Origin of the sequence: Rhizorhabdus wittichii, assembly GCF_017607425.1 — a bacterium.
In the GTDB taxonomy this organism is placed as follows: Bacteria; Pseudomonadota; Alphaproteobacteria; order Sphingomonadales; family Sphingomonadaceae; genus Rhizorhabdus; species Rhizorhabdus wittichii.
The window spans coordinates 2,947,269-2,970,473 of sequence record NZ_CP059319.1 but is presented as its reverse complement, the minus strand read 5'-3'; the positions used below and the strand labels follow the sequence as shown (position 1 = coordinate 2,970,473).

General features: G+C 69.3%; 21 protein-coding genes. 9 read left to right on the top strand and 12 right to left on the bottom strand.

Annotated elements, in window-relative coordinates; all coding sequences use genetic code 11:
• Positions 1–80 precede the first annotated feature (80 nt).
• Entirely contained in the window at positions 81–383 is a 303-nt protein-coding gene (locus tag HRJ34_RS13975; RefSeq protein WP_012049742.1) for an integration host factor subunit alpha, read from the top strand.
• Between the two features lie 12 nt (positions 384–395).
• Positions 396–806: a MerR family transcriptional regulator gene (locus HRJ34_RS13970; protein ID WP_016744249.1), complete on the top strand. Its 411-nt coding sequence runs from the start codon at positions 396–398 to the stop codon at positions 804–806.
• Between the two features lie 134 nt (positions 807–940).
• Here HRJ34_RS13970 and HRJ34_RS13965 read toward each other — a convergent pair whose 3' ends face one another.
• The 3 genes from HRJ34_RS13965 to HRJ34_RS13955 form a co-directional block, all read right to left on the bottom strand.
• Positions 941–1,507, bottom strand: a complete 567-nt coding sequence (locus HRJ34_RS13965; protein WP_012049744.1) for a SixA phosphatase family protein — start codon at positions 1,505–1,507, stop codon at positions 941–943.
• An 88-nt stretch (positions 1,508–1,595) separates the two neighbouring features.
• A complete protein-coding gene (locus HRJ34_RS13960; RefSeq protein ID WP_029993674.1) occupies positions 1,596–3,728 on the bottom strand; it encodes a TonB-dependent siderophore receptor in 2,133 nt (710 codons plus the stop codon).
• A 17-nt stretch (positions 3,729–3,745) separates the two neighbouring features.
• Entirely contained in the window at positions 3,746–5,887 is a 2,142-nt protein-coding gene (locus HRJ34_RS13955; protein ID WP_208631534.1) for a TonB-dependent siderophore receptor, read from the bottom strand.
• Positions 5,888–6,073: 186 nt separating this feature from the next.
• On the opposite strand from HRJ34_RS13955, the gene HRJ34_RS13950 reads away from it, so the two are divergent.
• From HRJ34_RS13950 to HRJ34_RS13940, 3 genes are read left to right on the top strand one after another with little or no spacing between them, the layout of a single operon-like run.
• Positions 6,074–6,382: a hypothetical protein gene (locus tag HRJ34_RS13950; RefSeq protein ID WP_148218954.1), complete on the top strand. Its 309-nt coding sequence runs from the start codon at positions 6,074–6,076 to the stop codon at positions 6,380–6,382.
• On the top strand, positions 6,379–7,962 hold the full coding sequence (locus HRJ34_RS13945; RefSeq protein ID WP_208631533.1) for a PepSY-associated TM helix domain-containing protein: 1,584 nt from the start codon (positions 6,379–6,381) through the stop codon (positions 7,960–7,962). The genes HRJ34_RS13950 and HRJ34_RS13945 overlap by 4 nt, the downstream gene beginning before the upstream one ends.
• A gap of 5 nt (positions 7,963–7,967) precedes the next feature.
• Positions 7,968–8,252 (top strand): hypothetical protein, encoded by a 285-nt coding sequence (locus HRJ34_RS13940; protein WP_208631532.1) that lies wholly within the window; start codon positions 7,968–7,970, stop codon positions 8,250–8,252.
• Here HRJ34_RS13940 and HRJ34_RS13935 read toward each other — a convergent pair.
• Positions 8,217–10,952 carry an ATP-dependent DNA helicase gene (locus HRJ34_RS13935; RefSeq protein WP_208631531.1) on the bottom strand — a complete coding sequence of 912 codons (2,736 nt, stop codon included), beginning with the start codon at positions 10,950–10,952 and terminating at the stop codon, positions 8,217–8,219. The genes HRJ34_RS13940 and HRJ34_RS13935 overlap by 36 nt on opposite strands.
• Positions 10,953–11,260: 308 nt before the next feature.
• Between HRJ34_RS13935 and HRJ34_RS13930 the strand changes: the two genes are divergently transcribed.
• Positions 11,261–12,856: a lysine--tRNA ligase gene (locus HRJ34_RS13930; RefSeq protein WP_208631530.1), complete on the top strand. Its 1,596-nt coding sequence runs from the start codon at positions 11,261–11,263 to the stop codon at positions 12,854–12,856.
• Between the two features lie 276 nt (positions 12,857–13,132).
• Here HRJ34_RS13930 and HRJ34_RS13925 read toward each other — a convergent pair whose 3' ends face one another.
• From HRJ34_RS13925 to HRJ34_RS13890, 8 genes are all read right to left on the bottom strand, one after another.
• Entirely contained in the window at positions 13,133–14,941 is a 1,809-nt protein-coding gene (locus HRJ34_RS13925) for a DUF885 domain-containing protein (protein WP_208631529.1), read from the bottom strand.
• Positions 14,942–15,049: 108 nt separating this feature from the next.
• On the bottom strand, positions 15,050–15,526 hold the full coding sequence (locus HRJ34_RS13920) for an RcnB family protein (RefSeq protein ID WP_012049753.1): 477 nt from the start codon (positions 15,524–15,526) through the stop codon (positions 15,050–15,052).
• Between the two features lie 157 nt (positions 15,527–15,683).
• A complete protein-coding gene (locus HRJ34_RS13915) occupies positions 15,684–16,268 on the bottom strand; it encodes a TetR/AcrR family transcriptional regulator (protein ID WP_016744241.1) in 585 nt (194 codons plus the stop codon).
• 126 nt (positions 16,269–16,394) lie between these two features.
• Positions 16,395–17,738, bottom strand: coding sequence for an anthranilate synthase component I family protein (locus tag HRJ34_RS13910; RefSeq protein ID WP_208631528.1), 1,344 nt, complete (start codon positions 17,736–17,738; stop codon positions 16,395–16,397).
• Positions 17,735–18,748 (bottom strand): nucleotidyltransferase domain-containing protein, encoded by a 1,014-nt coding sequence (locus HRJ34_RS13905; RefSeq protein ID WP_016744239.1) that lies wholly within the window; start codon positions 18,746–18,748, stop codon positions 17,735–17,737. Before HRJ34_RS13905 ends, HRJ34_RS13910 begins: the two co-directional genes overlap by 4 nt.
• Before the next feature lie 11 nt (positions 18,749–18,759).
• A complete protein-coding gene (locus HRJ34_RS13900) occupies positions 18,760–19,629 on the bottom strand; it encodes an HprK-related kinase A (RefSeq protein WP_404947172.1) in 870 nt (289 codons plus the stop codon).
• Positions 19,626–19,907 (bottom strand): HPr-rel-A system PqqD family peptide chaperone, encoded by a 282-nt coding sequence (locus HRJ34_RS13895; protein WP_030091621.1) that lies wholly within the window; start codon positions 19,905–19,907, stop codon positions 19,626–19,628. The genes HRJ34_RS13900 and HRJ34_RS13895 overlap by 4 nt, the downstream gene beginning before the upstream one ends.
• A 22-nt stretch (positions 19,908–19,929) precedes the next feature.
• Positions 19,930–20,370 (bottom strand): hypothetical protein, encoded by a 441-nt coding sequence (locus HRJ34_RS13890; RefSeq protein ID WP_037505821.1) that lies wholly within the window; start codon positions 20,368–20,370, stop codon positions 19,930–19,932.
• Positions 20,371–20,486: 116 nt separating this feature from the next.
• On the opposite strand from HRJ34_RS13890, the gene HRJ34_RS13885 reads away from it, so the two are divergent.
• The 3 genes from HRJ34_RS13885 to phoB all read left to right on the top strand — a co-directional run bounded on the left by HRJ34_RS13885 (position 20,487) and on the right by phoB (position 23,203).
• Entirely contained in the window at positions 20,487–21,737 is a 1,251-nt protein-coding gene (locus HRJ34_RS13885; protein WP_012049760.1) for an ATP-binding protein, read from the top strand.
• Between the two features lie 69 nt (positions 21,738–21,806).
• On the top strand, positions 21,807–22,505 hold the full coding sequence (gene phoU / locus HRJ34_RS13880; protein ID WP_012049761.1) for a phosphate signaling complex protein PhoU: 699 nt from the start codon (positions 21,807–21,809) through the stop codon (positions 22,503–22,505).
• On the top strand, positions 22,505–23,203 hold the full coding sequence (phoB, locus tag HRJ34_RS13875) for a phosphate regulon transcriptional regulator PhoB (protein WP_012049762.1): 699 nt from the start codon (positions 22,505–22,507) through the stop codon (positions 23,201–23,203). The genes phoU and phoB overlap by 1 nt, the downstream gene beginning before the upstream one ends.
• Positions 23,204–23,205 lie beyond the last annotated feature (2 nt).

The window sequence follows — 23,205 nt, the reverse complement described above, 5'->3', positions numbered from 1 at the left end:
CATGAACCCTTTGGAATCGGCTTTGATTCGCCCTCCGGTCGCCGTAAGGTGTCCGATACTCAATGTGATTGGGGGGCTGTATGGCGTTGGATCGGGGGACTTTGACGCGAGCGGATCTGTCGGAGGAAGTGCATCGCGAGATCGGCCTGTCGCGCGCGGACTCCGCGGCGGTGGTCGAGCAGGTGCTGGAGCATATGTGCCTCGCGCTCGCCCGTGGCGAGAATGTGAAGATATCGGGCTTCGGGAGCTTCATCCTGCGGGAGAAGGGACAGCGGATCGGCCGCAATCCCAAGACCGGGGTCGAGGTGCCGATCGCGCCGCGCCGCGTGTTGACCTTCCGTGCCAGCCAGATGCTCCGTGATCGGATTGTTTCGGGTAATTAAGGCGTATTTTCAATGACTTCTGGCGGAGAGAAGGCCGAAGACGCATTCCGTACCATCGGGGAGCTTTCGGCCGAACTCGGCATCCAGCAGCATATCCTGCGCTATTGGGAAACACGTTTTCCGCAGCTTCGTCCGCTCCAGCGGGCCGGGAATCGCCGCTATTACCGTCCCGCCGATGCGGCGCTGGTGCGGCGCATCCACAGCCTGCTCAACGAGCAGGGCTACACGATTCGCGGCGTCCAGAAGCTGCTGGCGCAGAAGGCTGCGCCCGCCGAGCAGGCGCCCGAGCCCGCCGCCCCGGCGCCGATCGCGCCGCAGCCGGTGCTGGTCGTGAACCAGTCGACCATCCCCTCGCCGGCGCGCGCCGAGTTGCAGGCGATTCGCGAATCGCTGGTCCAGGCGCTCGCGGCGGACATGGATTGAGCTGAGCGCCCGTTTTCCGAACCTTCATCGTCATCCCGGCGAAAGCCGGGATCTCCCTGCCTTGTCATGGCTTCGCGGCGCTGGGCGAAGAAAAGTGAGATCCCGGCTTTCGCCGGGATGACGGGGAGAGGACGTCAGTCCTGGTCCGGCCCCAGCCCGGGGTCGAGGTCCCGCGGCCGCACGAACAGCGACAGCAGGCCGCCATTGGGGCGGACGTCGTCCCAGCGTTCGACCGGGAAGCTGATCTCGGCGATGCTCGCGGTCGGGAATTTCTCCTCGACCTGGTCGCGCGCCGCGTCGTCGGGGCGGTCGGGGACCAGCATCAGCACCAGATCCTCGAGCCCCGGATTATGGCCGACCAGCAGCAGATTGTCGTAGCGGTCGTCGGCCTCCTGGACGACGTCGAGCAGCGACACCGCCGAGGCGAGGTAGACGCGCTTGTCCCAGGCGGGGGCGATCGTCTCGCCGGTCCCCTCGGCCAGATGCTCGATCGTCTCGACGCAGCGGGCGGCGGGCGAGGAGACGACATGGTCGAAATGCATGTCGTGATCGCGCAGATACTGGCCGATCCGGTGCGCGGCGCGCTTGCCGCGGCCGTTCAGCGGACGGTCGAAATCCCGCGCGACCGGATCGTCCCAGCCCGACTTGGCATGGCGCAACAGCGTCAGCTTCTTCACGATCCCCGGGCTCTCCTTCGGCATGATCCGGTGATGCCCGAAAGATGCGACGGAAGGAAGACCGCAGCGGCGCCCGATCGCGGCATGGGCCGGGACCGGGCGCCGTTCGGGCTCAGAAACGCCGGGTCACGGTGGCGAAGATGTTGCGCTCCGCCCCGATGAAGCAGTCGCCGCGCGACAAGCAGGCGGCATAATATTTCTTGTTGAACAGGTTGGTCGCGTTGATCGCGAACGACCAGTCGCGCCAGCTCACCTCCGCCAGCGCGTCGAACAGCGTGTAGGACGGGGTGCGGACGATCCTGGTGCTGGTGGCGCCGATCGTCCGCGAATAGTTGACGCCGACATAGCGGACGCCGCCGCCGAGGCGGAGGCTGGTGTCGGGATCGACGGCCAGGGTCTTGGTGCCCCACAGCGACGCGCTCTTCTTCGGGACGTTGTCGAGCTGGACGCCGGTGTCGCTCGGTTCGGCCTTGTTGTAGCTGTAATTGGCGATGAGCTGGAAATTGCCGGGCAGGTCGCGGCTCGCCTCGACCTCGAAACCCTTCGAGGTCATCGTGCCGATCTGGGTCTGGCCCCGGATCGTGCCGCCGCTGCCGTCGTCGATGACGATCTCGACCGGGCGGTTGTGCTCGCGGATGTCATAGGCGGTCAGGGTGACGAGCGTCCGGGCGTCGGGGTGGAATTTGACGCCGCCCTCGAACTGCCGCCCGGTCTTCGCCTTGAACGGGTCGCCGGTGATCGTCGTGCCCGAGATCGGCTCGAAGGATTCGGTGTAGCTGAAGAAGGGCGACACGCCCTTGACGATCTCGGCGATGATGCCGGCGCGGAAGGTGGTGGCGTTCTCCTTCTCCGCCGGGGAGCCCGCCGCCTTGGTGCGGACATGGTCGCGCCGCCCGCCGACGACGATCGACACGCGGTCCCACAGCCGGACCTGGTCCTGGATATAGACGCCGATCTGCTTCTGGCGGGTGTCCTCGCTGGAGGTGAAGGCGGTCGGCAGGCCGCCGCCGAAGTTCGACAGCGCGGCATAATCGATGTCGTAGATGTCGATGAACTCATAGTCGAAGCCGCCGGTCTTGCGGACGCGGTTCCAGCTATAGTCGATGCCGGCCAGCACCAGATGCTCGATGCCGGCGCCGGTGTCGAACTTGAACTGGATGTTGTTGTCGGTGGAGAAGATGTTCATCCGCGCATAGCTGCCGTCGGCATAGAGGCCGATGATCCGCTTGGCGGGATCGAGATAGGGATCGTCCGGATTGGCGTAGCTGTCCGGATAATGGGTCAGATAGGTGACGTCGCTGTCGATATAGCGCGCCTTGAGGCTGATCTTCACCTGGTCGTTCAGGCGATGCTCGACGATGCCGGTGCCTTGCAGCAGGCGGCCGTCATAGCGGTCCCAGCCCGGCTTGCCGATGAACAGGCCGTTGCCGAGCTTGCCGTTCGGGTTCGGGTAGAGCGTGCCGACCAGCGGCAGGAACTGCGCGGTCGAGCCGCCGTCATCCTCCTGGTAGAGGCCGAGCAGGGTGACGTCGGTGTCCTCGCCCGGCTGCCAGCGCAGCGACGGCGACACCATCACCCGGTCGTCGGGGACATGGTCGGTCTGGGTATCGGCGTCGCGGACGCGGGCGACGATGCGGGCGGCGAGGCCGTCGGTCAGCGGCCCGGTCAGGTCGGCGAGCGCCTCCTTGCGGTCGAACGATCCGTAGCGCAGCGAGACCTCGCCCGCCGTCTGGAACTCGGGCACCTTGGAGGCGAGGTTGATCAGCCCGCCGATCGAGCCCTGCCCGAACAGCACCGAGGCCGGGCCGCGCACCACGTCGACGCGGGAGAAGTTGTACGGGTCGGCGCGGATGCTGGCATAATAGCTGAAGATGTCGCGCATGCCGTCGCGGAACTGGAGCGCGTCGATGCCGCGGATGAAGGCGCCGTCGACCCGGCTGTCGGGGCCATAGGGATTGGCGATCACGCCCGAGACGTAGCGCAGCGTGTCGGAGACCGAGAGCGCGCCCTGCGCCAGGTAGACGTCGTCGGTGACGACGGTGAGCGCCTGCGGCGTCTGGGTCAGCGGCGTGTCGGTCTTGGTGCCGCTGTTGGTGCGTTCGAGCAGGCCGGTGACGATGATCTGCTGGCTGGCGTCGGCGGCATCGGCGTCCGCATCGGCGGCGTCGGCGGCATGGGCCGCGATCGGCAGCAGGGCGGTGGTCGCGACGAGCGCGAGGCGCAGGGCGAGGCTGGGACGATTCATGGTGACGGGCTCCGGGATCAGAAGCTGCGGGTGAGCGAGAGGCGCCAGTTGCGCGGTTCGCCCGGCGTGACGCGGTCGACGCAGCAGGCGTCGGGGAAGTAGCGCTTGTCGAACAGGTTGTTGACGTTGAGGCGGACGCCCCACGGCCCGAAGCGGTAGGAGATACCGGCGTCGACCAGCGCATAGCTGGGCAGCCTGAAGGCCGCGATCGGATCGGGCACGCCGTCGCCGTCGACATCCTCGGGATAGTTCGCCCCGATCTTGTCGCTGTTGTACTGGAAGGCGAGGTTCAGCCCGAGGCCGGCGAGCGGCCCCTGCGGCACGACATATTCGCCGAACAGGTTGAGGTTGTGCCTGGGCACGTTCTGCAGCCGCGCGCCGACCGGGAGGAGGTTGTCCTTGGTGATCTTCGCGTCGAGATAGGCATAGGCGATCGACAGCGTCCAGGCCGGGGTCGGCCGCCAGGTCGCCTCGACCTCGACGCCGCGGCTGCGCTGCTCGCCCGTGCTGATGAAGAAGAAGGGGTTGGCCGGGTCTTCGGTCGCGACGTTCTGCCGGGTCAGCTCGAAGATCGAGACCATGCCGGTCAGCCGGCTGTCGGGGCTCTGGACCTTGATGCCGGTCTCGATGTTGCGGCCGGTCTCGGGCGGCAGGGCGTCGCCGGCGACGGTGAAGGAGCCGGCCTGCGGCACGAAGGATTTCGACCAGCTCGCATAGAGCGACGCGCCGGGCAGGACGACGTAGGTCGCGCCGACGCGCGGGCTGAACTTGTGGTCCTTCACGCCGCCGTCGCTGTGTGCCCAGTCATAGCGGCCGCCCAGGGTCAGCGTCGCGCGCTCGCCGAAGCGGACATGGTCCTGGATGTAGAGGCCGGTCTGGTCGGACTTGCCGCCGCCGCCATAGGCCGCCGCCGGATCGTGGACGAAGGGTCGATCATAGTCGGGGGCGAGGATGTCGAGCGGGTTGGCGGTCGGATCGAAATTGCCGCCGTCATCGGCGAAGCGGCTGCGGTTCCGGCGATAGTCGAGGCCGACCAATATCTCGTGGCTGACCGGGCCGGTCTCGACCTTCAGCGTGAAATGGCCGTCGGTGGAGAGGTCCTTGTCGCGCTGGCGGAACGGGCCGTAGACGTAGCGGCCGGCGACATGCCCCTGCTGGACGCCGTCGACCACCGCGCCGTCGACGAAGCCGGCCCAGAAGATCCAGTTGTTCCAATAGACCTTGCGGTCCGTGTAGCGCAGCGTCTGGTCGAAGGAGAGCGCGTCCGAGAAGCGGTGCTTGAAGGCGTAGCCGAGATGATAATAGCGCTGGTTGTGGATCGCCTTCGAATCCTTGCCGTTGATGGTGAAGTCGATCGGCAGCTTGCCATGCGCGCTCGGCAGCACCGTCCCCCAGGCGGAGACCGGCGACCAGGGCGAGTCATGGTTGCGCTCGTAGCGGGTGAGCAGGGTCAGCTCGCTGTCCTCGCCCATCCGCCAGGTCAGCGCCGGGGCGATGTGGATGCGATTCTTGTCGGCGAAGCGGACGAAGTCGTTGCTGTCGCGATAGACCAGGTTGAGCCGCGCGAGCAGGGTGCCCGCCGCGTCGAGCCGCATGTTGGCGTCGACCGTCCCCTCGACCAGATTGTAGGAGCCGGTGGCGAGGCCGACATCGACGAAGTCGTCGTCGCGCGGCCGCTTGCTGACCAGGTTGATGATGCCGCCGAGCGGCGCCGATCCGAACAGCATCGACGCCGGGCCCTTCACCACCTCGATCTGTTCGAGGCCGGCGAGCTCGTTGTTCGATCCGGCGACGTTCTGGCTGATCAGCCCGTCGAGATAGACGCTGCCATAGGCCGCGTCGAAGCCGCGGATCTGATAGGCGTCATAATAGCCATAGGTGCTGCTGCGCGAGACGCCGGCGACGCCGCGCAGCGCCTCGGCGAGGCGGACGACGCCGCGCGCCTTGAGCTGCTCGGTCGAGATGATCGAGATCGCCTGGGGCGTCTCGATCAGCGGCACGCCGGATTTGCCGGCGTTGGGCGCGGCCTTCATCTGCTGGCCCAGGACGATGATGTCGTCGCGGTTCGGCGCGGCGTCCGCATCGGCATCGGCCGCGAAGGCCGGCATGGCGAGGGCGGAGCCCATCAGCGCGGCGAGTATCCTGTTGTTGAACGACATGCGCTTTCCCCAATTCGTCGCTGCCGGTGTTCCCGGCCGTCGGGCGGCTGGCTAATGCGAATCAAACGCAATAGCAATCCACTTGCGCATTGGGCTTGTAACTAATATCGAGTCGCAACAGCATAATTTCGAACGCGTGGCAGGGCCGCCGTCGAACGGAGGCAAGGGTCGTCAATGTCGCCCAGAATGCGCGGATGGATCAGGATCGGCTTTGCGGGCCCCGGCGCGGTGATCGTCGCGCTGGTGGTGATGGCCGGCATGGCGCTGTGGCTGCCCGGCGGCGCGGCGGGGATCGACAATCTCGTCCTGCCGCTGGTGCTGGTGCCGCTGATCTGGGCGGCGCTGTTCTTCCATGCCTGCCTCGATTCGCGGCTCGGGCGGGTCGCGCTCGTCGCGGTCGGCCTGTTCGCGGTCCATGCCGGGCTGGTCGCGAACAAGTTCCTCGATACCAGATCCCATGGCCAGCCGGCCGCCGCCGGGGAGGCACGCCGATGATCCACCTGCAGAAGGAAGACACCAAGCTGATGGTGGCCGTCCATGGCTGGTCGGGCATCATCCTCGGCCTGTTGCTCTATGCGGTGGTCGTCACCGGCATGGTGGCGGTGTTCGCCGAGGAGATCGGCATATGGTCGGCCGGGCATATCGAGACCAGCTCGGCGTTCGAGCGGCCGATCGACGCCACCGTGCGCGAGCTCGGCCGGCGCACCCCCGCCAGATATCATGAGGGCGCCGACCTGTTCGAGATCGGCGATCACAATCTCGGCGTCTTCTTCCACCGGCACGAGACCGACGCCGACGGCGATCTCGTCGCGCGCGGCATCTATTACCAGCTCGATCGCGACGGCCGGATCGCCAGCGAACGGCACGGCACCGGCGAGGAGGTGTTCGGCCCGCGCAACGACGACGCGCTGAGCAGCTTCCTGGTCGACACCCATGTCCGCCTGCACGTCCCCGACCCCTGGGGGCTGATCCTCACCGGCATCCTCGGCCTCGCCATGCTGGTCGCGGCGGTCTCGGGCCTGCTGATCCACCGGCACCTGTTCAAGGACATCTTCACGCTGCGGCGGAAGGCCAATCCGGTGCTGGTCGACCGCGACCGCCACAGCGTCGCCGGCACCTGGAGCCTGCCCTTCGCCTTCCTGCTCGCCTTCACCGGCAGCTTCTTCTCCTTCTTCGGCACGATCGGCGTGCCGATCGTAGCGATGGCGGCGTTCGGCGGCGACGTGCAGGCGCTCAACGACGCGGTGTTCGGCAACCCGGCCAAGCCCGACACCCGGATCGTCGGCGTCGGCAATCTCGATCGCATCACCGCCGATTCGATCCGGCGGACGGGCGAGGCGCCGACCTTCGTCACGATCGAGAATTTCGGCCGCGCCGATTCGCAGGTGACCAGCTTCCATCCGCCGCGCGAGCGCGGGCTGGAGCCGCAGACCCTGCTCTACAGCGGCGCCACCGGCGCGTTCGAGCGGGTCAAGCCGTCGATCGGTACCCGGCCCTCGGCCGGCGGCACCCTGGCGGCGGTCATGGCGCCGATCCATTTCGGCAATTTCGCCGGGATCGTCTCCAAGGCGGTGTGGTTCGGGCTGGGCTTCGCGATGTGCTACGTCACCCTGACCGGCCTGCGCCTCTGGCTGGCGCGCCGCCGCGAAGGCGCCCGCTCGCTCGGCTGGCTCGAACGCGCCGTGACGGTGGTCGGCTTCGGCCTGCCCTTCGCGCTGCTGGTGTCGGCCGCGGCCTTCCTGGTCGCGATGCCGCTGGGCGGCGCGGTGTTCTGGACCCCGGCGGCGTTCGTCGGCGCCTGCCTGCTCGCGATCCTCGGCGGCGTCGTGCTGCGCTCCAACGCGCTGCTCGACGCGATCGTGCAGAGCGCGACCGCGGCGACCATGATCGCGCTGCCGATCCTGCGCCTTGCGACGGGCGGTCCCGGCTGGGCGCGCTCGATCGAGGAAGGCCAGCCGGTGATCGTCGCGCTCGACATCGCCTTCGTGCTGGCGGGCGGCTGGATGCTGTGGCGCCTCCATGGCGATCGCCTGCGCCGGGCCGCCACCGCGCCCGCGCTCCAGCCGGCGGAGTGAGCGCGATGCTGGTCCCGATCCTCATCCCGATCTTCGCCATCGCCTTCTCGACGGCGATCATCCTCATCCTCGGCCGCGGCGATCCCAAGCGCCGCCGCACCGCCCGGCTGCCGGGCGGGGGGCAAAGCGTGCGGACCCGCCGGCTGCTCGCCGCGCTCGCCTGCCTGCCCGGCCTCATGTGCGCGCTGAGCGGCGACGCGGCCGCCTTCTTCATCTGGCTCGGCGGCTGTGGGGTTGCGGGCTGGTTCGTCGCGCTAGGATTCGGCCAGTCCCGGCAGGACGTCGCCTGACGCGCCGGCATCGGCCGTCGGGCGGGTGCCGGCGGCTGCCGCGATCCGCGCCACCGCCTCGTCGAGGGTGACGCGCAGCACCGGCACCCCGCCCGGGAAGGCGTCGAGCAGCCGCGACGGCGTCGCCGCGCCGAGCAGGACGAAATGGCCTCGATCACTGGCGCTGCGGATCAGCCGCCCGAACGCCTGCCGCATCCGCGCGCGGACGATGCGGTCGTCGTGGACGCTGCCGCCGCCCGCCGCCTTGCGCGCGGCGTGGAGCACGGTCGGGCGCGGCCAGGGCACCCCCTCCATCACCACCAGCCGCAGCGATTCGCCGGGCACGTCGACCCCGTCGCGCAGCGCGTCGGTGCCGAGCAGCGAGGCGTGCGGATCGTCGCGGAAGATGTCGACCAGCGTTCCGGTGTCGATCGGGTCGACATGCTGGGCGTAGAGCGGCAGCCCGTCGCGCGCCAGCCGGTCGGCGATGCGGGCATGGACGGCGCGCAGGCGCGAGATGGCGGTGAACAGGCCGAGCGTCCCGCCGCCCGCTGCCGCGATCAGCCGGTGATAGGCCTGGCCGAGCTGCGCCACGTCGCCGCGCTTCAGGTCGGTGACGACCAGCACCTCGGCATGGGCGGCATAGTCGAACGGGCTCGGCACCGCGATGTGGCGGGGCGCATGGTCGAGATGGACGGTGCCGGCGCGCGCCTCGGCGATCGTCCAGTCCTCCCCGTCGCGCAGCGTCGCCGAGGTGACGAGCACGCCGTGCGCGGGCTTGAGCACCGTCTCCGCCAGCGGGCGCGAGGGATCGAGCCAGTGGCGATGGAGGCCGATGTCGATCTCGCGCCCCTCGATCCGGTCGACCGCGAGCCAGTCGACGAAGTCGGGGTCGAGCGGGCCGCCGAGCCGGGCGAGCATCGCGATCCAGGCGGCGACGAGCTGGCCGCGCTGGGTGAGCCCGGCGATCGCGCCCTCGATCCGCGCCCGCGCCTGGCCGTCGAGCCAGTCGGGCGCGTCGTCCATCACCGCCGCCAGCCGCTGGCGCAGCCGCGCCATCGGCCGCATCAGGCTCTCCAGCGCCTCGATCGCGGGCTGGGCGGCGTCGATCAGCGCCGGATCGGGCTCGCCGACATCGGTCTCCAGCCCATAGCCGGCGTCCTGCGCGTTCGCCCGCGCATAGACGGTCGCGCGCGCCGCCGCGAGCAGCCGCTCGACCGGGCCGAGCGGCAGGTTTTCGCTTAGTCGCCCGAGCCAGCCGTCGGCGGGCAGCAGCGTCGCCGCCGCCGACGCCGCCTCGATCGCGAGCGCGCCCTCCTCGTCATAGCTGGCGACGTCGGACAGCCGCGCCGACAGCCCGCGCCGCCGCCCGCGCGCCTTGGCCTCCGGGCCGATGATCCAGCGCCGCAGCTCGATCGTCTCCTGCCCGGTCAGCGCGGCGGCGAAGGTCGAGTCGGCGGCGTCGAACAGGTGATGCCCCTCGTCGAACACGATTCGGCCGAGCGGGTGGCCCTCGTCGGCGCGGCGCTGGGCGAGGATCATCACCAGCGCATGGTTGGCGACGACGATGTCGGCGCCTTCCGAGGCGCGCGCCGCCCGCTCGATGAAGCATTTCCGGTAGTGCGGGCAGCCCGCATAGACGCATTCGCCGCGCCGGTCGGTCAGCGCGGTCGATCCGGCCCGGCGGAACAGCGTCGGCAGCCAGCCGGGCAGGTCGCCGCCGACCATGTCGCCGTCGCGCGTGTACATCGCCCAGCGCGCGACGAGCTGGGCGAGGATCGCCGCGCGGTTCTGGAAGCCGCCCTGGATCGCATCCTCCAGGTTGAGCAGGCAGAGATAATTCTCCCGCCCCTTGCGGACGACGACCTTCTCGCGCCGCACCGCCGGGTCGGGGAAGATCCGGCGGGTCTCCTTGTCGAGCTGGCGCTGGAGCGCCTTGGTGTAGGTCGAGATCCACACCGCCCCGTCGGCCTGCTCGGCCCAGAGCGAGGCGGGGGCGAGATAGCCGAGCGTCTTGCCGATCCCGGTCCCCGCCTCGGCGAGGACGATGTTCGGCCGTCCCTCGCCGAAGCGCGGATCGAAGGCGCGGGCGTTGGCGGCGGCGTAGAGCTTCTGCCCGTCGCGCGCCTCGGCGCCCTCGCCGACGAGCCGCGCGAGCCGGTCGAGCGTCTCCGCCTCGCCGAGCTGGACGTTGCGCGGCTGCGGCCGGCCGCCGGCCTCGTCCCATTCGGGCAGGCGCGCGAACAGGCCGCGTTCGGGCCGGGCCGGCGCGGCCAGCACCCGGCCGATCGCCGCCGACCAGGGCCAGCGCAGCCGGGCGAGCGACTGGGCGCTGTTCCACGCGCCATAGGCCTCGGCCCAGCCATCGGGCTCGCCCATCCGCGCGAGCAGCGCCTGCGTGGCCGCGATCAGGAAGGCGGGCGCGCGGGCGTCGTCGACCGGCGGGGCCAGCCCCAGCGCGCGGGCGAGCCCCGCCGGGGTCGGCACCGCGAAGCGCGCGGGATGGACGAAGGCGAACAGCTCGAGCAGGTCGAGGCCGGAGAAGTCGGCGATGCCCAGCCGGGCGGCGGTGACGGCGGCGTTGAGCACGATCATCGGCATCTCCGCCGCCCGCGCCGCCGCCTCGCCCCGCCCGATCCCGCGCACCTCGCCATCCGGCCCGGCGATCCAGATGCCGCCATGGGTCGCGTAGAGCGCGGGATAGGGAAGGGTGGGGGACATTCGACTCGATATGTAGGGGCTCAGGAACGATTGGGGAACAGCTTCTGTTCAAGTTCCTCCCCACGCGCAGCGGGGGGAGGGGGACCGCCGAAGGCGGTGGAGGGGGCGCCGGCGAAGCTGGCGCTGCGCGCCTACCCCTCCACCATCCTTCGGCCCACGGCTGCTTCGCAGCCGGCTTCGCGCTTTCACCATGCCCCCGGCATGGTGACGCACTACGCCCCCCTCCCCCCGCTGCGCGCGGGGAGGAATGGGTGTTCGGCCGGCATGACGGTTTTTTTTTGGTCGGTCTGTCGCTACAGGGGCGCCATATGACCGACAGCATCACCCCCGTCGCCCTGCGCGAAGCCGCGCTCGTCTCCAAGGCCTGGCCCTATGAGGAGGCGCGCAAGCTGCTCAAGCGCTATGAGAAGGGCGCGCCGGCCAAGGGGCATGTGCTGTTCGAGACCGGCTACGGCCCGTCGGGCCTGCCGCATATCGGCACCTTCAACGAGGTGCTGCGCACGACGATGGTGCGCCGCGCCTATGAGGAGATGTCGGACGTCCCGACCCGCCTGATCGCGTTCAGCGACGACATGGACGGGCTGCGCAAGGTGCCGGACAACGTGCCGAACCAGGAGATGCTGCGCGCCCATCTCGGCAAGCCGCTGACGAAGATCCCCGATCCGTTCGGCAAATATGAGAGCTTCGCGCATCACAACAACGCGATGCTGCGCGAATTCCTCGACCGCTTCGGCTTCGACTATGACTTCCGCTCCTCGACCGAGGCCTATGAGAGCGGCCAGTTCGACGAAGCGCTGAAGGATATCCTGCGCCATTATGACGGCATCATGGGGATCATGCTGCCGACGCTGCGCAAGGAGCGGCAGGCGACCTATTCGCCGGTGCTGCCGATCAGCCCGAAGAGCGGCGTCGTCCTGCAGGTGCCGGTCGAGGTGGTCGACGCCGACCAGGGCCTGATCCGCTTCGACGATGAGGGCGAGACGGTCGTCCAGTCGATCCTCGGCGGCAAGGCCAAGCTCCAGTGGAAGGTCGACTGGGCGATGCGCTGGGTCGCGCTGGGCGTCGACTACGAGATGTCGGGCAAGGACCTGATCGACTCGGTCATCCAGTCGTCGAAGATCGCGCGCGAGCTGGGCGCCCGCCCGCCCGAGGGCTTCAACTATGAGATGTTCCTCGACGAGAAGGGCGAGAAGATCTCCAAGTCGAAGGGCAATGGCCTCAGCCTCGAGCAATGGCTGACCTACGGGCCCGAGGAGAGCCTGGCCTTCTACGCCTATCGCGAGCCGAAGAAGGCGAAGCAGCTCCACATGGGCGTGATCCCCAGGGCGGTCGACGACTATTGGCAGTTCCGCGGCAATTATCCCGGCCAGCCGATCGAGCAGAAGCTCGGCAATCCGGTCCACCACATCCACGGCGCGACCGGGGACGCGGTGCCCGACAATGTGCTGCCGGTCACCTTCGGCCTGCTGCTCAACCTCGTCGGGGTGATGGGCGACGCGTCGAAGGAGCAGGTGTGGGGCTATCTGGCCAATTACGTGCCCGACGCCTCGGCCGCGAAATATCCCGAGCTCGACCGGCTGATCGGCCATGCGCTCGCCTATCATCGCGACTTCGTCGCGCCGACGCTCAAGCGCCGCAAGCCGACCGATAATGAGGCGGCGGCGCTGCGCGCGCTCGACGCGAAGCTGGCGGCGATGCCGGCCGACGCCTCGGCCGAGGACATCCAGAACGAGGTCTATGCGATCGGCAAGGAGGAGGCCCATGGCTTCGCCTCGCTGCGCGACTGGTTCAAGGCGCTTTACGAGACCCTGCTCGGCGCCGAGCAGGGCCCGCGCATGGGCAGCTTCATCGCCCTCTACGGGATCGCCAACAGCCGCCGCCTGATCGCCGAGGCGCTGGCCTGACGCGATAATTTCGGCGGGCGGGAAACCCTTGTCCGCGATCGGCGTTACGCTGCCGGTCCATCCCCTTTCGGACCGGCATGGCGGCGACGCGCATGTCGGCCGCGCCGTTGCGTATCAGGCGGCGCGGCCACGGGGGGACGGCTTCGCTTCTTCCCTTCCGTCATTCCGGCGAAAGCCGGAATCTCCCTGCCTTTTCGAGGCTGTTGGAATGGACGCCCAAAGAAGGGAGATCCCGGCCTTCGCCGGGATGACGCGCTTGGGGGCGATTGGCGGCGCCTATTTCGATGCCTTGATCCAGGCGTCGATCTTCGCCTCCAGCACCGACATCGGCAGCGCGCCGGTGTCGAGCACCTGGGCGTGGAAGGCGCGCGGGTCGAACTTCGTGCCCAGCTCCTGCTTTGCCTTGGCCTTGAGCTTGAGGATGGTCAGCGCGCCGATCTTGTAGGCGAGCGCCTGGCCGGGAATCGCGATGTAGCGCTCGACCTCGGCGGTGGCGTCGGCTTTCCCGATGTTCGAATGGGTCAGCATATAGTCGAGCGCCTGGTCGCGGCTCCAGCCCTTGGCGTGGATGCCGGTGTCGACCACCAGCCGCATCGCCCGCAGCATCTCGTCCGACAGGCCGCCGAAGCGCTGATAGGGATCGGTCTCCATGCCGAGGTCCTTCCACAGCGTCTCGGCATAGAGCGCCCAGCCCTCGACGAAGGCGGTGTTGCCGCCGAAGCGCATGAAGGCGGGGAGCGCGGTGTTCTCCTGCGCCAGGCTGATCTGGAAATGATGGCCCGGCACCGCCTCGTGCAGGTAGAGCGTCTCCATGCCCGGCGTGGTCCGCGATTTCAGGTCGTAGGTGTTGTAGTAGAAGACGCCGGGGCGCGACCCGTCGGGGGTACCCTGCTGATAGCTGCCGCCCGCCTCGGTCTTCTCGCGATAGGGCTCGACCGCCTTGATCTCGAGCGGGCTCCTGGGGACCAGCGAAAATTGCTCGGGGATGCGCTGGTCGACGCGCTTGCCGATCCGGAAATATTCGTCGCGCAGCCATTCGGCGCTGGGCGGCTGGAATTTGGGATCGTCGCGCAGATAGACGAAGAATTCGGCAAGGCTGCCCTTGAAGCCGACCTGCGCCTTGATCTTCTCCATCTCGGCGGTGATCCGCGCGACCTCCTTCAGGCCCAGCTGGTGGACGTCCTCGGCCTTGAGCGGCAGGGTGGTGTTGACCTCGATCAGATGGGCGTAGAGCTTGTCGCCGCCTTTCAATCCGACCAGCCCGACGCTGTCGCGCGCGACCGGCAGATATTCGTTCTTCAGGAAGGCGCGGAAGCGCTGATAGGCGGGGAGGATGCCGTCGCGGATCGCGGCGGCGGTCGCGGCGCGCAGCCGGGCCTGGTCGGCGGCGGGGATGCCGGCCGGGAATTCCTTGACCGGGCCGTAGAAGGTCGAGCCCTCGACCCCTTGCGCGATCTGCAGGTCGAGCTGGTCGATCATGTTGTTGACGACCAGCTTGGGTTCGACGACGCCGGTCTTCATCCCCTGGCGGAAGCGTTCGATCCAGCGGTCGACCATCACCACATAGTCGCGGTGCCGCTGCAGGTTGTTCTCATAGTCCTGGACGGTGTGGAACGGCGCCGCGCCGCCGCCCGAGGCGAAGCCCGGATAGAAGGTGTGGAAGCCGGAGAAATGATCGACCGGCTGGACCTTGGTGACGTCGATCAGGTCGGGCGCGAAGCCCTTCAGCGTGATCTCGGTCTGCCATTGGAACACGTCGTAGGCGATCTGGTCGGTGGGCGTCAGCTTCGACCGGTCGATCTTGCGGAGCGCGGCGAGGTCCGCCTCGGCGGCGGCCTTCTCGCCCGCATAATAGTCGTCGCTGACATAGTCGCCGAGCCGGCCGGCATAGCGCATGTCGCCGCGGAACATGCCGCTGATCGGATTGCGCTTGAGCGACGCTTCGTCGCTGTCGTGGAACAGCCTGGTCAGCGCGGCGTCCTCGGCGGAAGAGGCGGCGGGTTCGGCGGCCCGGGCGGCGGGAAGGAGCATCGGGCTCATGGCCGCCAGGAAGGTCGCGGCGAGCAGCATGGGACGAAGGGTCATGGAAGGGGGCATCCTGATGAGGTTATGCCTCCGTGCTATTCCCCTAACACAGTACATGCAAGCGGCCCCGGCATCGCGGGGATGCCGGGGCCGACAGGCGTCGTCGCCTTACCAGAAGAAGGAACGATGGACCTGGACGACGCGGCCGGTGCGGACGTTCACCAGCACCACGTCATTGCCGTAGCGGACCCAGCGGTTCACGCCGGTGGTGGCCGGCAGGCGATAGCGCCACGGGTCGTTGATCACATAGCGCGAGCCGTAATAGGCCGGCGCGAAGCGATGGCCGGGAGCGACCGGCCGATAGGCATAGCCGCGCGGGCCGACATAGGCGGGACGGCGATAGACGTCGCGGTGCGACTGGCGATAGTCGCGCCAGTCCTCACGCGCCTCGCGCTCGGCGTGGCGCAGGTCCTTGCGCGCGTCGCGGACGTCGTGGCGGTCGCCGTAACGCTGGGCGTCGCGCAGGTCGCGGCGCTGCTCGCGGACGTCGCGCTGGCTCTCGCGCGCCTCGCGCAGCGACTGGGCCTGGGCGATCGACGGAACCGCGACCGCAGCCATCAGCGCCAGGATGATCGGTGTACGCATCGGATTTCTCCTTCTCACTCTCACTTCCGAATATCGGTCGTGGCGGCGTCAATGATCGGCGCCAGCACAGGTTCCCGAATCGCACGGCGGGGCTGAACCCGGCGGGAACGGACTCGTCAGCGAAATGAAAGGAAAAGAGGCGGGCTTCCGCCGTTCGTCAGGCGGGGCGCTTGGCCAGATAGGCGTCGATCAGCGCGTCGCTCGCCGCGACCATCGTCGCGCAGGGGCCCTGGCTGCCGAAGATGTGATGGGTCGCCATGCCGCCCTCGATGATCAGCATCAGCCCGTCGGCCAGCTCCTCGGGATCGTCGATGTCGAGCTGCCGGGTCACGGCCGCGATCATCGCGCGCATGTCGGCCTTGCAATTTTCGAGGACGGTGCGGCCCGGATGGCCGGGCTCGGGAATCTCGACCGCGGTGTTGCTCATCGGGCAGCCGCGGAAATCGGGGGCGGCGATCTTGCGGGCGAAATGGCGCATCATCGCGCGGAGCTTGTCGTGCGGATTCTCGCCGCCTTCCTCCAGCACCGATTCGAGTGCGGCGCGGCTTTCGCGGCCGCTTTCTTCCAGGCAGGCGGCGATCAGATCATCCTTGGAGGCGAAGGCGCGATACAGGCTGGGCTTGGTCACGCCCGCCTTGCAGACGATCTCGTCGACGCCGACGGCGCGGATGCCGCGATGGTAGAAAAGATCGCGCGCCGCCTCGAACACGCGAGTCGCTGCGGTCTTCTTGAGACCCGTCATGTCGCCGCCACAACAATCGGCCTTCTTCGATGCAGCCACCGGCAGTCCATCCTTGTCTACGACTACCATGTAACAGTTCGGTACGCCTGTTTCAATATGCCTGCAATATCGTGTCAATAGGCTTCGTCAACCGTCGTCGCACGGCGATGGCGGCGGGGCGATCACCGGGTCGACCTTGGCGCGAAGCTCGGCATATTCGGCGGCCGGCGCGCTGTCGGCGACGATGCCGCCGCCCGCGCGCGCGACCAGCCGGGTCGGGGTGGCGGCGATCGACCGGATGATGATCGAGCTGTCCATCGCGCCGTCCGTTCCCAGCGCGAAGACGATCCCGAAAAACGGGCCGCGCCCCGAATCCTCGATCGCGTCGATGATCTCCACCGCGCGGCGTTTCGGCGCCCCGGTGATCGACCCGCCGGGGAAGGTCGCGGCGATCAGGTCGATCGCGTCGCGTCCCCGCCGGAGCCGGCCATGGACCGCCGACACCAGGTGCCAGACCGAGGCGAAGCCCTCGAGCCGGGCGAGCTGCGAGACGGTGACGCTGCCCTCCTCGGCGACGATCGACAGGTCGTTGCGCAGCAGGTCGCAGATCATCAGATTTTCGGCGCGGTCCTTGGCCGAGCGGGCGAGTCGCTGGCCGGTCCGTCGGTCCTCTTCGGGGTCGGCGGCGCGGGGGGCGGTGCCCTTGATCGGCCGCGTCTCGATCGCGCCGCCCGCGTCGCACTGGACGAAGCGCTCGGGCGAGGCGCTGAGCAGCGCGCAGCCCCGGCCGAGGTCGAGATAGGCGGCGAACGGGGCCGGGGTACGACGGCGCAGCGCGCGATAGGCGGCGGCGAGCGAGAGGCCCGGCGGCCGCTCCGCGACGAAGCGGGTGCTGATGTTCGCCTGATAGATGTCGCCCGCCGCGATATAGGCGAGCGTCGTTCCGAGCATCGCGGCGTGGCGTTCGGGGCCGGTCTCCTCGATCCAGTGGAGAGGCGCGGCTTCCGCTTCGGCGGCCGGCGCGGTGGCGGCGAGCAGGCGATCGATCCGCGCGTCGGCGCTCGTCCCGGCGCGGGGCCGGGCGAAGGCCCAGCAGCGGCGCGCCCGATGATCGAAGCCGAGGACGAGGTCGTAGCGGCGCACGACCAGCGCCGGCAGCTCGGGATCGCGCGGGTGCCGGCTGGCGACGCCCAGCGCGCTCGGGCCCAGCGCGTAGGACAGCAGGCCGATCAGCCCGCCGGTGAAGGGCAGGGGCCCTCGCGCGTCGTCGGGGCGGTGCAGCCGGCGCAGCTCCGCCAGTGCGTCGTCCATCGATCCGTCGGCGAGCACGACCTCCTCGGCCGGATCGATCGCGACATAGGAGGCCGCCGAGCGCGGATCGCCCTCGGCGGCGCTGTCGAGGAAGGCGATGCCCGGCCGGTCGGCCAGGCGGGCGAACCACTCGGCCGGATCGGTCCAGGGAAGTTCGCGGATCGTCAGCGGGCCGCTCATTTGGCGCGCGCCTTGATCCACAGGTGGCGGGCCAGCATCAGCGGCGGCATCCGCATCCAGTGCGAGCGGACGTAGAAGCCGAGCCGGTTGAAGGGCCGGGTCGCGCGGCCCCAGCCGTCGCGCGCGAGCAGCCGCCGGACGAACAGCGTGTCGCGCATCCGGTCGTGGCCGGCGAGGCGGGGTTCGACCGGCGTCGCGAACAGCCGGTCGGCGAGGCGCAGCGCCAGGGCGACCGGCTCGACCATCTGATGCCGGCGCGCGCGCGCGTCGAGCCGCGTCCAGAAATCGGGCGTCGCCGCGAACAGGCGCAGCAGCCGGTCGACGTCCCACAGGTTGCGCAGCCCGCCGGCCAGGTCGCCGTCGGCGAACAAATGGGTCGCGGCGTGGACGATCATGTCGGCGGGGGAGAGGATGCGTAGCCCCGGCGCGATCTCGACGCTGTCCTCGATCAGCGCGGCGGCGTCGGGCCGGCGCCGCGCGGTCAGCGGCAGGATGCTGTGGTGGACGTCGATCATGCCGCCGCGATCGCGATGCACCAGCGGCGGCAGCTCGTGCATCCAGCGGCGATAATAGGCCTGGCTGTAGTCATCGTCCTTCGCCCATTCGAAGCCGGCGGCGAGCAGGGCCGCCTCGGCCTCGTCGAGCCGGTCGCGCGGCAGCAGGACGTCGAGGTCGCCGACCACGCGGCCGATCGCGGCGGGCAGGCCGGCGAAGGCGAAGGCGCTGCCCTTGAGCAGGATCGGGGCGATGCCGAGCGGGGCGAGCGCGCGGCGCGCCATCTCGACCTCCCACAGCGCCTGGGTCCGGCCGAATTCGGCCCGCGCGCGGGCATCCTCCAGCGCGCGGGCGACCGGCGCCGGCAGCGGCATGTCGGCGAGGCGATAGGCGAGGCTGCCGTCGAGCCGCTCGGCGCGGGCGATGGCGAGCAGGCTCGTCCAGCCGTCGGGCGCGAGGCCGAGCGTCGAGACCGGATCGGCAAGCGCGGCCGCCAGCGCGCGCGCATCCCTCATGACCGGAGGGTTCACAGGCCGGCCTCGGCGCAGAACTGCTCGACGATCGCGATGCCGCTGTCGGTGTCGGGATAGGCGAAGCGCGCGGCGGGGATCGTCCCGGCGATCCGCAGGACATGGTCGAAGGCCGGCTCGCCGAGCGCGATATAGTTGGTCGATCCCTCGGTCAGCCGCATGAACAGCTCAGACCGGCTGACCCCGTCGCTGGCCGGCTCGAAGCCGTAGGAGGGGAACAGGATCAGCGCCGGCTCGGCCGGCTCGTCCATCCGGGCGATCGCCTCGGCGTTGGGGCGCAGGTGGCGCAGCTCGCCCTTGGGCGTGGCGCTCAGATGCGGACCGAAACGGGCGGGATCGGCGATCCGCGCCTCGGCCTCGGCGATCGCGCTGTTCTTCAGGCTGATCGCGCGGGGGAAGGGGATCACCCGGCCGGTCGCCAGGTCGATCATCACGAACTCGTCGGCCAGCAGCCGCCAGCCCCGCTCGGCCAGCAGCGCGGCGAGGGTCGATTTGCCCGAGCCGGAATCGCCCGGCATGATCAGCGCCTTGCCGCCGCGCTCGACCGCCGAGGCGTGGATCAGCAGGTGGCGGCACTCGCCGAGCGCCACCTGCATGTTCATCGCCATCTCGATCGCCAGCAGGGCGTGGTCGAACGCCATCGGCACCGTGTCGGGCAGGCTGTGGTCGCCCTCGATCGCGACCTGCGGGCGGATCCAGCGGCGCCAGGGGCGCGGCGGGCCGATCCGCGCCGTCACCGTGGCGATGCCCTCGTCCGGCGCGGGATAGCCGGCGTAGAGGCGGCGCAGCGCGACGATCGGCGCGGCCCAGGCCGATCCGATCCGATAGGATATCGGGCCCACCCTGACGTCGAAGCCGTGCATCAGCCGGGCTGGACCAGGCCGATGGCGACGAGGTCGGCGAGCCGCGCCTCGACCACGGCGCGCGCCTCGTCGTCCTCGGGCAGGCCGAGCGTCGCGCAGAGTTCGGCGGTCAGCCGGGCCGCGTCCATCGGCGCGGCGGCGAGCAGCGCCAGCATCTCGGGCAGCGGGCTGTCGAGGAAGTGGGTCGCCCCGGACGGCCGGTGGAAGACCAGGGTCAGCCCGTCGATCGGGTGCGTCCGGCAATCCTGGGGGAAGTCGCTGCGATAGGTCGGGATCGTCACCGGTCAGCCATGGCCGGCGGCCTTACTGGCGGCCCGGACTCTGGAGCGAGGCATAGCAGGTATAGCCCTGTTTCCCGATGGTCAGCTTCTTGATGTACTTGTTGTAGGCGTCGGTCTGCTGCGAGCTGTAGCCCGGATAGCTGGTGCCGTATTTCAGCGAATTCTTGACGTCCTCGCCCTTCAGCGGCGACGATGGCGGCTTGTAGCTGTTGGCGGTGTTGGGGTTCACCACGTCGCCGTTGTTCTTGATCCACTTGTTCGACTGGCTGCTCTGCGGCACCGGGATCTGGCAGGTCAGCGCCGAGACCGCGGCATGGGCGATGCCGGGACGCACCGTCACCACGGCGGCGGTGCCGAGCGCGCCTATCCGCAGCATCGCGCGGCGCGTCTGCGCGGTCTCCGCCTGCTCGGGCGCGGCGTCGTCGGGTCGCTCCGCTTCGGGCTGGTCATCCTCGGTACGCATAATCATCCCCCACTCGTCCCGCCGTCTTACCGCCAATCGCCGATCGAGGCGAGGCCGGAATGTCGGGCTGGCTTTTATGTCCGATAGAATTCACAATTCGGTTATAATGGGGACGGATGAAGCATGAACCGCTGCCGGATATCGGCGAGGACGGCGCCGTGAAGCAGCGCGGCAGGGGCATTCGCACCGTTTCGGCGTTCGGCCTGGTGGCGGTGGCGGCCTGGCTGTTGTCCGCGCCGATGGCGGCGGCGCTGGTGGTCGGCGTGATCGCCGCCTTCTTCGCCTGGCTGCCGGGGGCATCGCCGCACGAGCCGCCTGCACTGATCCCGGCCCCGGTGCTCGACCTGCCCGATCGCACCCAGGAGGTGATCGACGCCGTCGACGACGCGCTGCTGATCATCGAGCGGCAGCGGATCGTGACCGCCAACGACGCCGCCCGGCGGCTGTTCGGGGCGGAGCGGGTGCAGGGCGATTTCCGGCTGGCGCTGCGCCATCCCGCCGCCGCCGACCTGATCACCTCCGACCGCGACACCGAGACCCCGGTCGAGATCGCCGGGATCGGCGAGGCCGACCGCCGCTGGGTGATGAGCGTCCGCCACATCGCCGGCGGCGCCAGGCTGGTCACCCTGCGCGACCGCACCGAAAGCTGGATCGCCGAGCGGATGCGCGTCGATTTCGTCGCCAATGCCAGCCATGAGCTGCGCACCCCGCTGGCGACGATCATCGGCTTCATCGAGACGCTGGGCGAGGGCGGCGGCGCCGAGGACACCGCGATCCGGCAGCGCTTCCTGGGCATCATGATGGGCGAGGCGAAGCGCATGCAGCAGCTCGTCGACGACCTGATCTCGCTGTCGCGGATCGAGGCCGATCGCTTCTCGACGCCGCAGACCCCGCTCGCGCTCGGCCCGGTGGTCGAGGAGGTGGTGGGGGTGATCCGCTCGGGCATGCGCGACGACGGCGACCGCGACCGGATCGAGCTGACCATCGCCCGCGTCCCCGACGTCCGCGCCGATCGCGTGCAGATCGCCCAGCTGCTCCACAACCTGATCGGCAACTCGATCAAATATGGCAAATCGGGGACACCGATCCGGGTGCTGCTCGATTCGATGCAGGGCAAGGTGCGCCTCCGCGTGGCCGACGAGGGCGAGGGGGTGCCGGCCGAGCATCTGCCGCGCCTGACCGAGCGCTTCTACCGGGTCGATGCCGGCCGCAGCCGCTCGATCGGCGGAACCGGCCTCGGCCTGGCGATCGTCAAGCATATCGCCGAACGGCATCGCGCGGTGCTCGACATCGCCTCGCGGGTCGGAAAGGGCACGACCGTGACTGTAACATTTCCGGCTTTGTCGGGGGATGCATTGTCATCATAGTGCAACAACTAGCTCCCATAGGCCGCGCCAAGGCGGCGCCGGCCCCCGGAGCCGAAGGGAAGTGAAGCGATGGCATCGGGACATACCGTCAAGGCGTTCGACGAGGATCTCGGCCAGCTCCGGGCGCTGATCTCGGAGATGGGCGGCCGCGCCGAGGCGGCGATCATCGGCGCGCTCGAGGCGCTGGTCAATCGCGACCTCGAATCCGCCGTCCGCATCGTCGAGGGCGATCGCAGGATCGACGAGCTCGAGGCCGAGGTCGAGCGCCAGGTGGTGCGGCTGATCGCGCTGCGCGCGCCGATGGCCGACGACCTGCGCGAGGTGCTCGCCGCGCTCAAGATCGCCGGCGTGGTCGAGCGGATGGGCGACTATGCCAAGAACATCGCCAAGCGGATCGCGCTGCTCCAGGAAGCGCGCGGCATGGAGGCGATGGCGGTGCTGCCGGCGATGGGCAAGATCGCGGCCGAGATGGTCCGCAACGTGCTCGACGCCTTCGTGCTGCGCGATGCCGAGGCGGCGGTGGCCGTGGCGGCGCGCGACAAGGCGGTCGACGATTTCTACAACAGCCTGTTCCGCACCCTGCTCACCTACATGATGGAAAATCCGCACAATATCACGGCGTCGACGCATCTGCTGTTCATCGCCAAGAATATCGAGCGGATCGGCGATCATGCCACCAACGTGGCCGAAATGGTCTATTTCGCGGCGACCGGCCAGCAGATGGCGGAACGCGCGAAGGGCGAAGACCCGCTCAGCGGAGATATTTGATGGCACGTGCTCGGGTACTGCTTGTCGAGGACGACGCGGCGCTCGCCGAACTGGTCAGCTGGCACCTCGAACGCGAGGATTTCGAGGTCGAGCGCACCGCCGACGGCGAGGAGGCGATCCTGCTGGCGCGCGAGACCCCGCCCGACCTGGTGCTGCTCGACTGGATGATCGAAGGCGTGTCGGGGATCGAGGTCTGCCGCCGCCTGCGCCGGCTGGCCGACACCGCCAACGTGCCGATCATCATGCTCACCGCGCGCGGCGAGGAGGAGGATCGCGTGCGCGGCCTCGAAACCGGCGCCGACGACTATGTCACCAAGCCGTTCAGCCCGCGCGAGCTGGTCGCGCGCGTCGGCGCGGTGCTGCGCCGCGTCCGTCCGGCGCTGGCCGGCGAGCGGCTGTCCTACGCCGACATCGAGATGGACACCGCCAGCCACCGCGTCCGCCGCGGCGGATCGCCGATCAGCCTGGGGCCGACCGAGTTCCGGCTGCTCAAGCATTTCCTCGAGCATCCCGGCCGCGTCTTCTCGCGCGAGCGGCTGCTCGATTCGGTCTGGGGCCGCGACAGCGACATCGAGCCGCGCACCGTCGACGTCCATATCCGGCGCCTGCGCAAGGCGATCAACCTCGCCGACGCGCCCGACCTGATCCGCACGGTCCGCTCGGCCGGCTACGCCCTCGACAGCGAGGGCATGGCCTGACC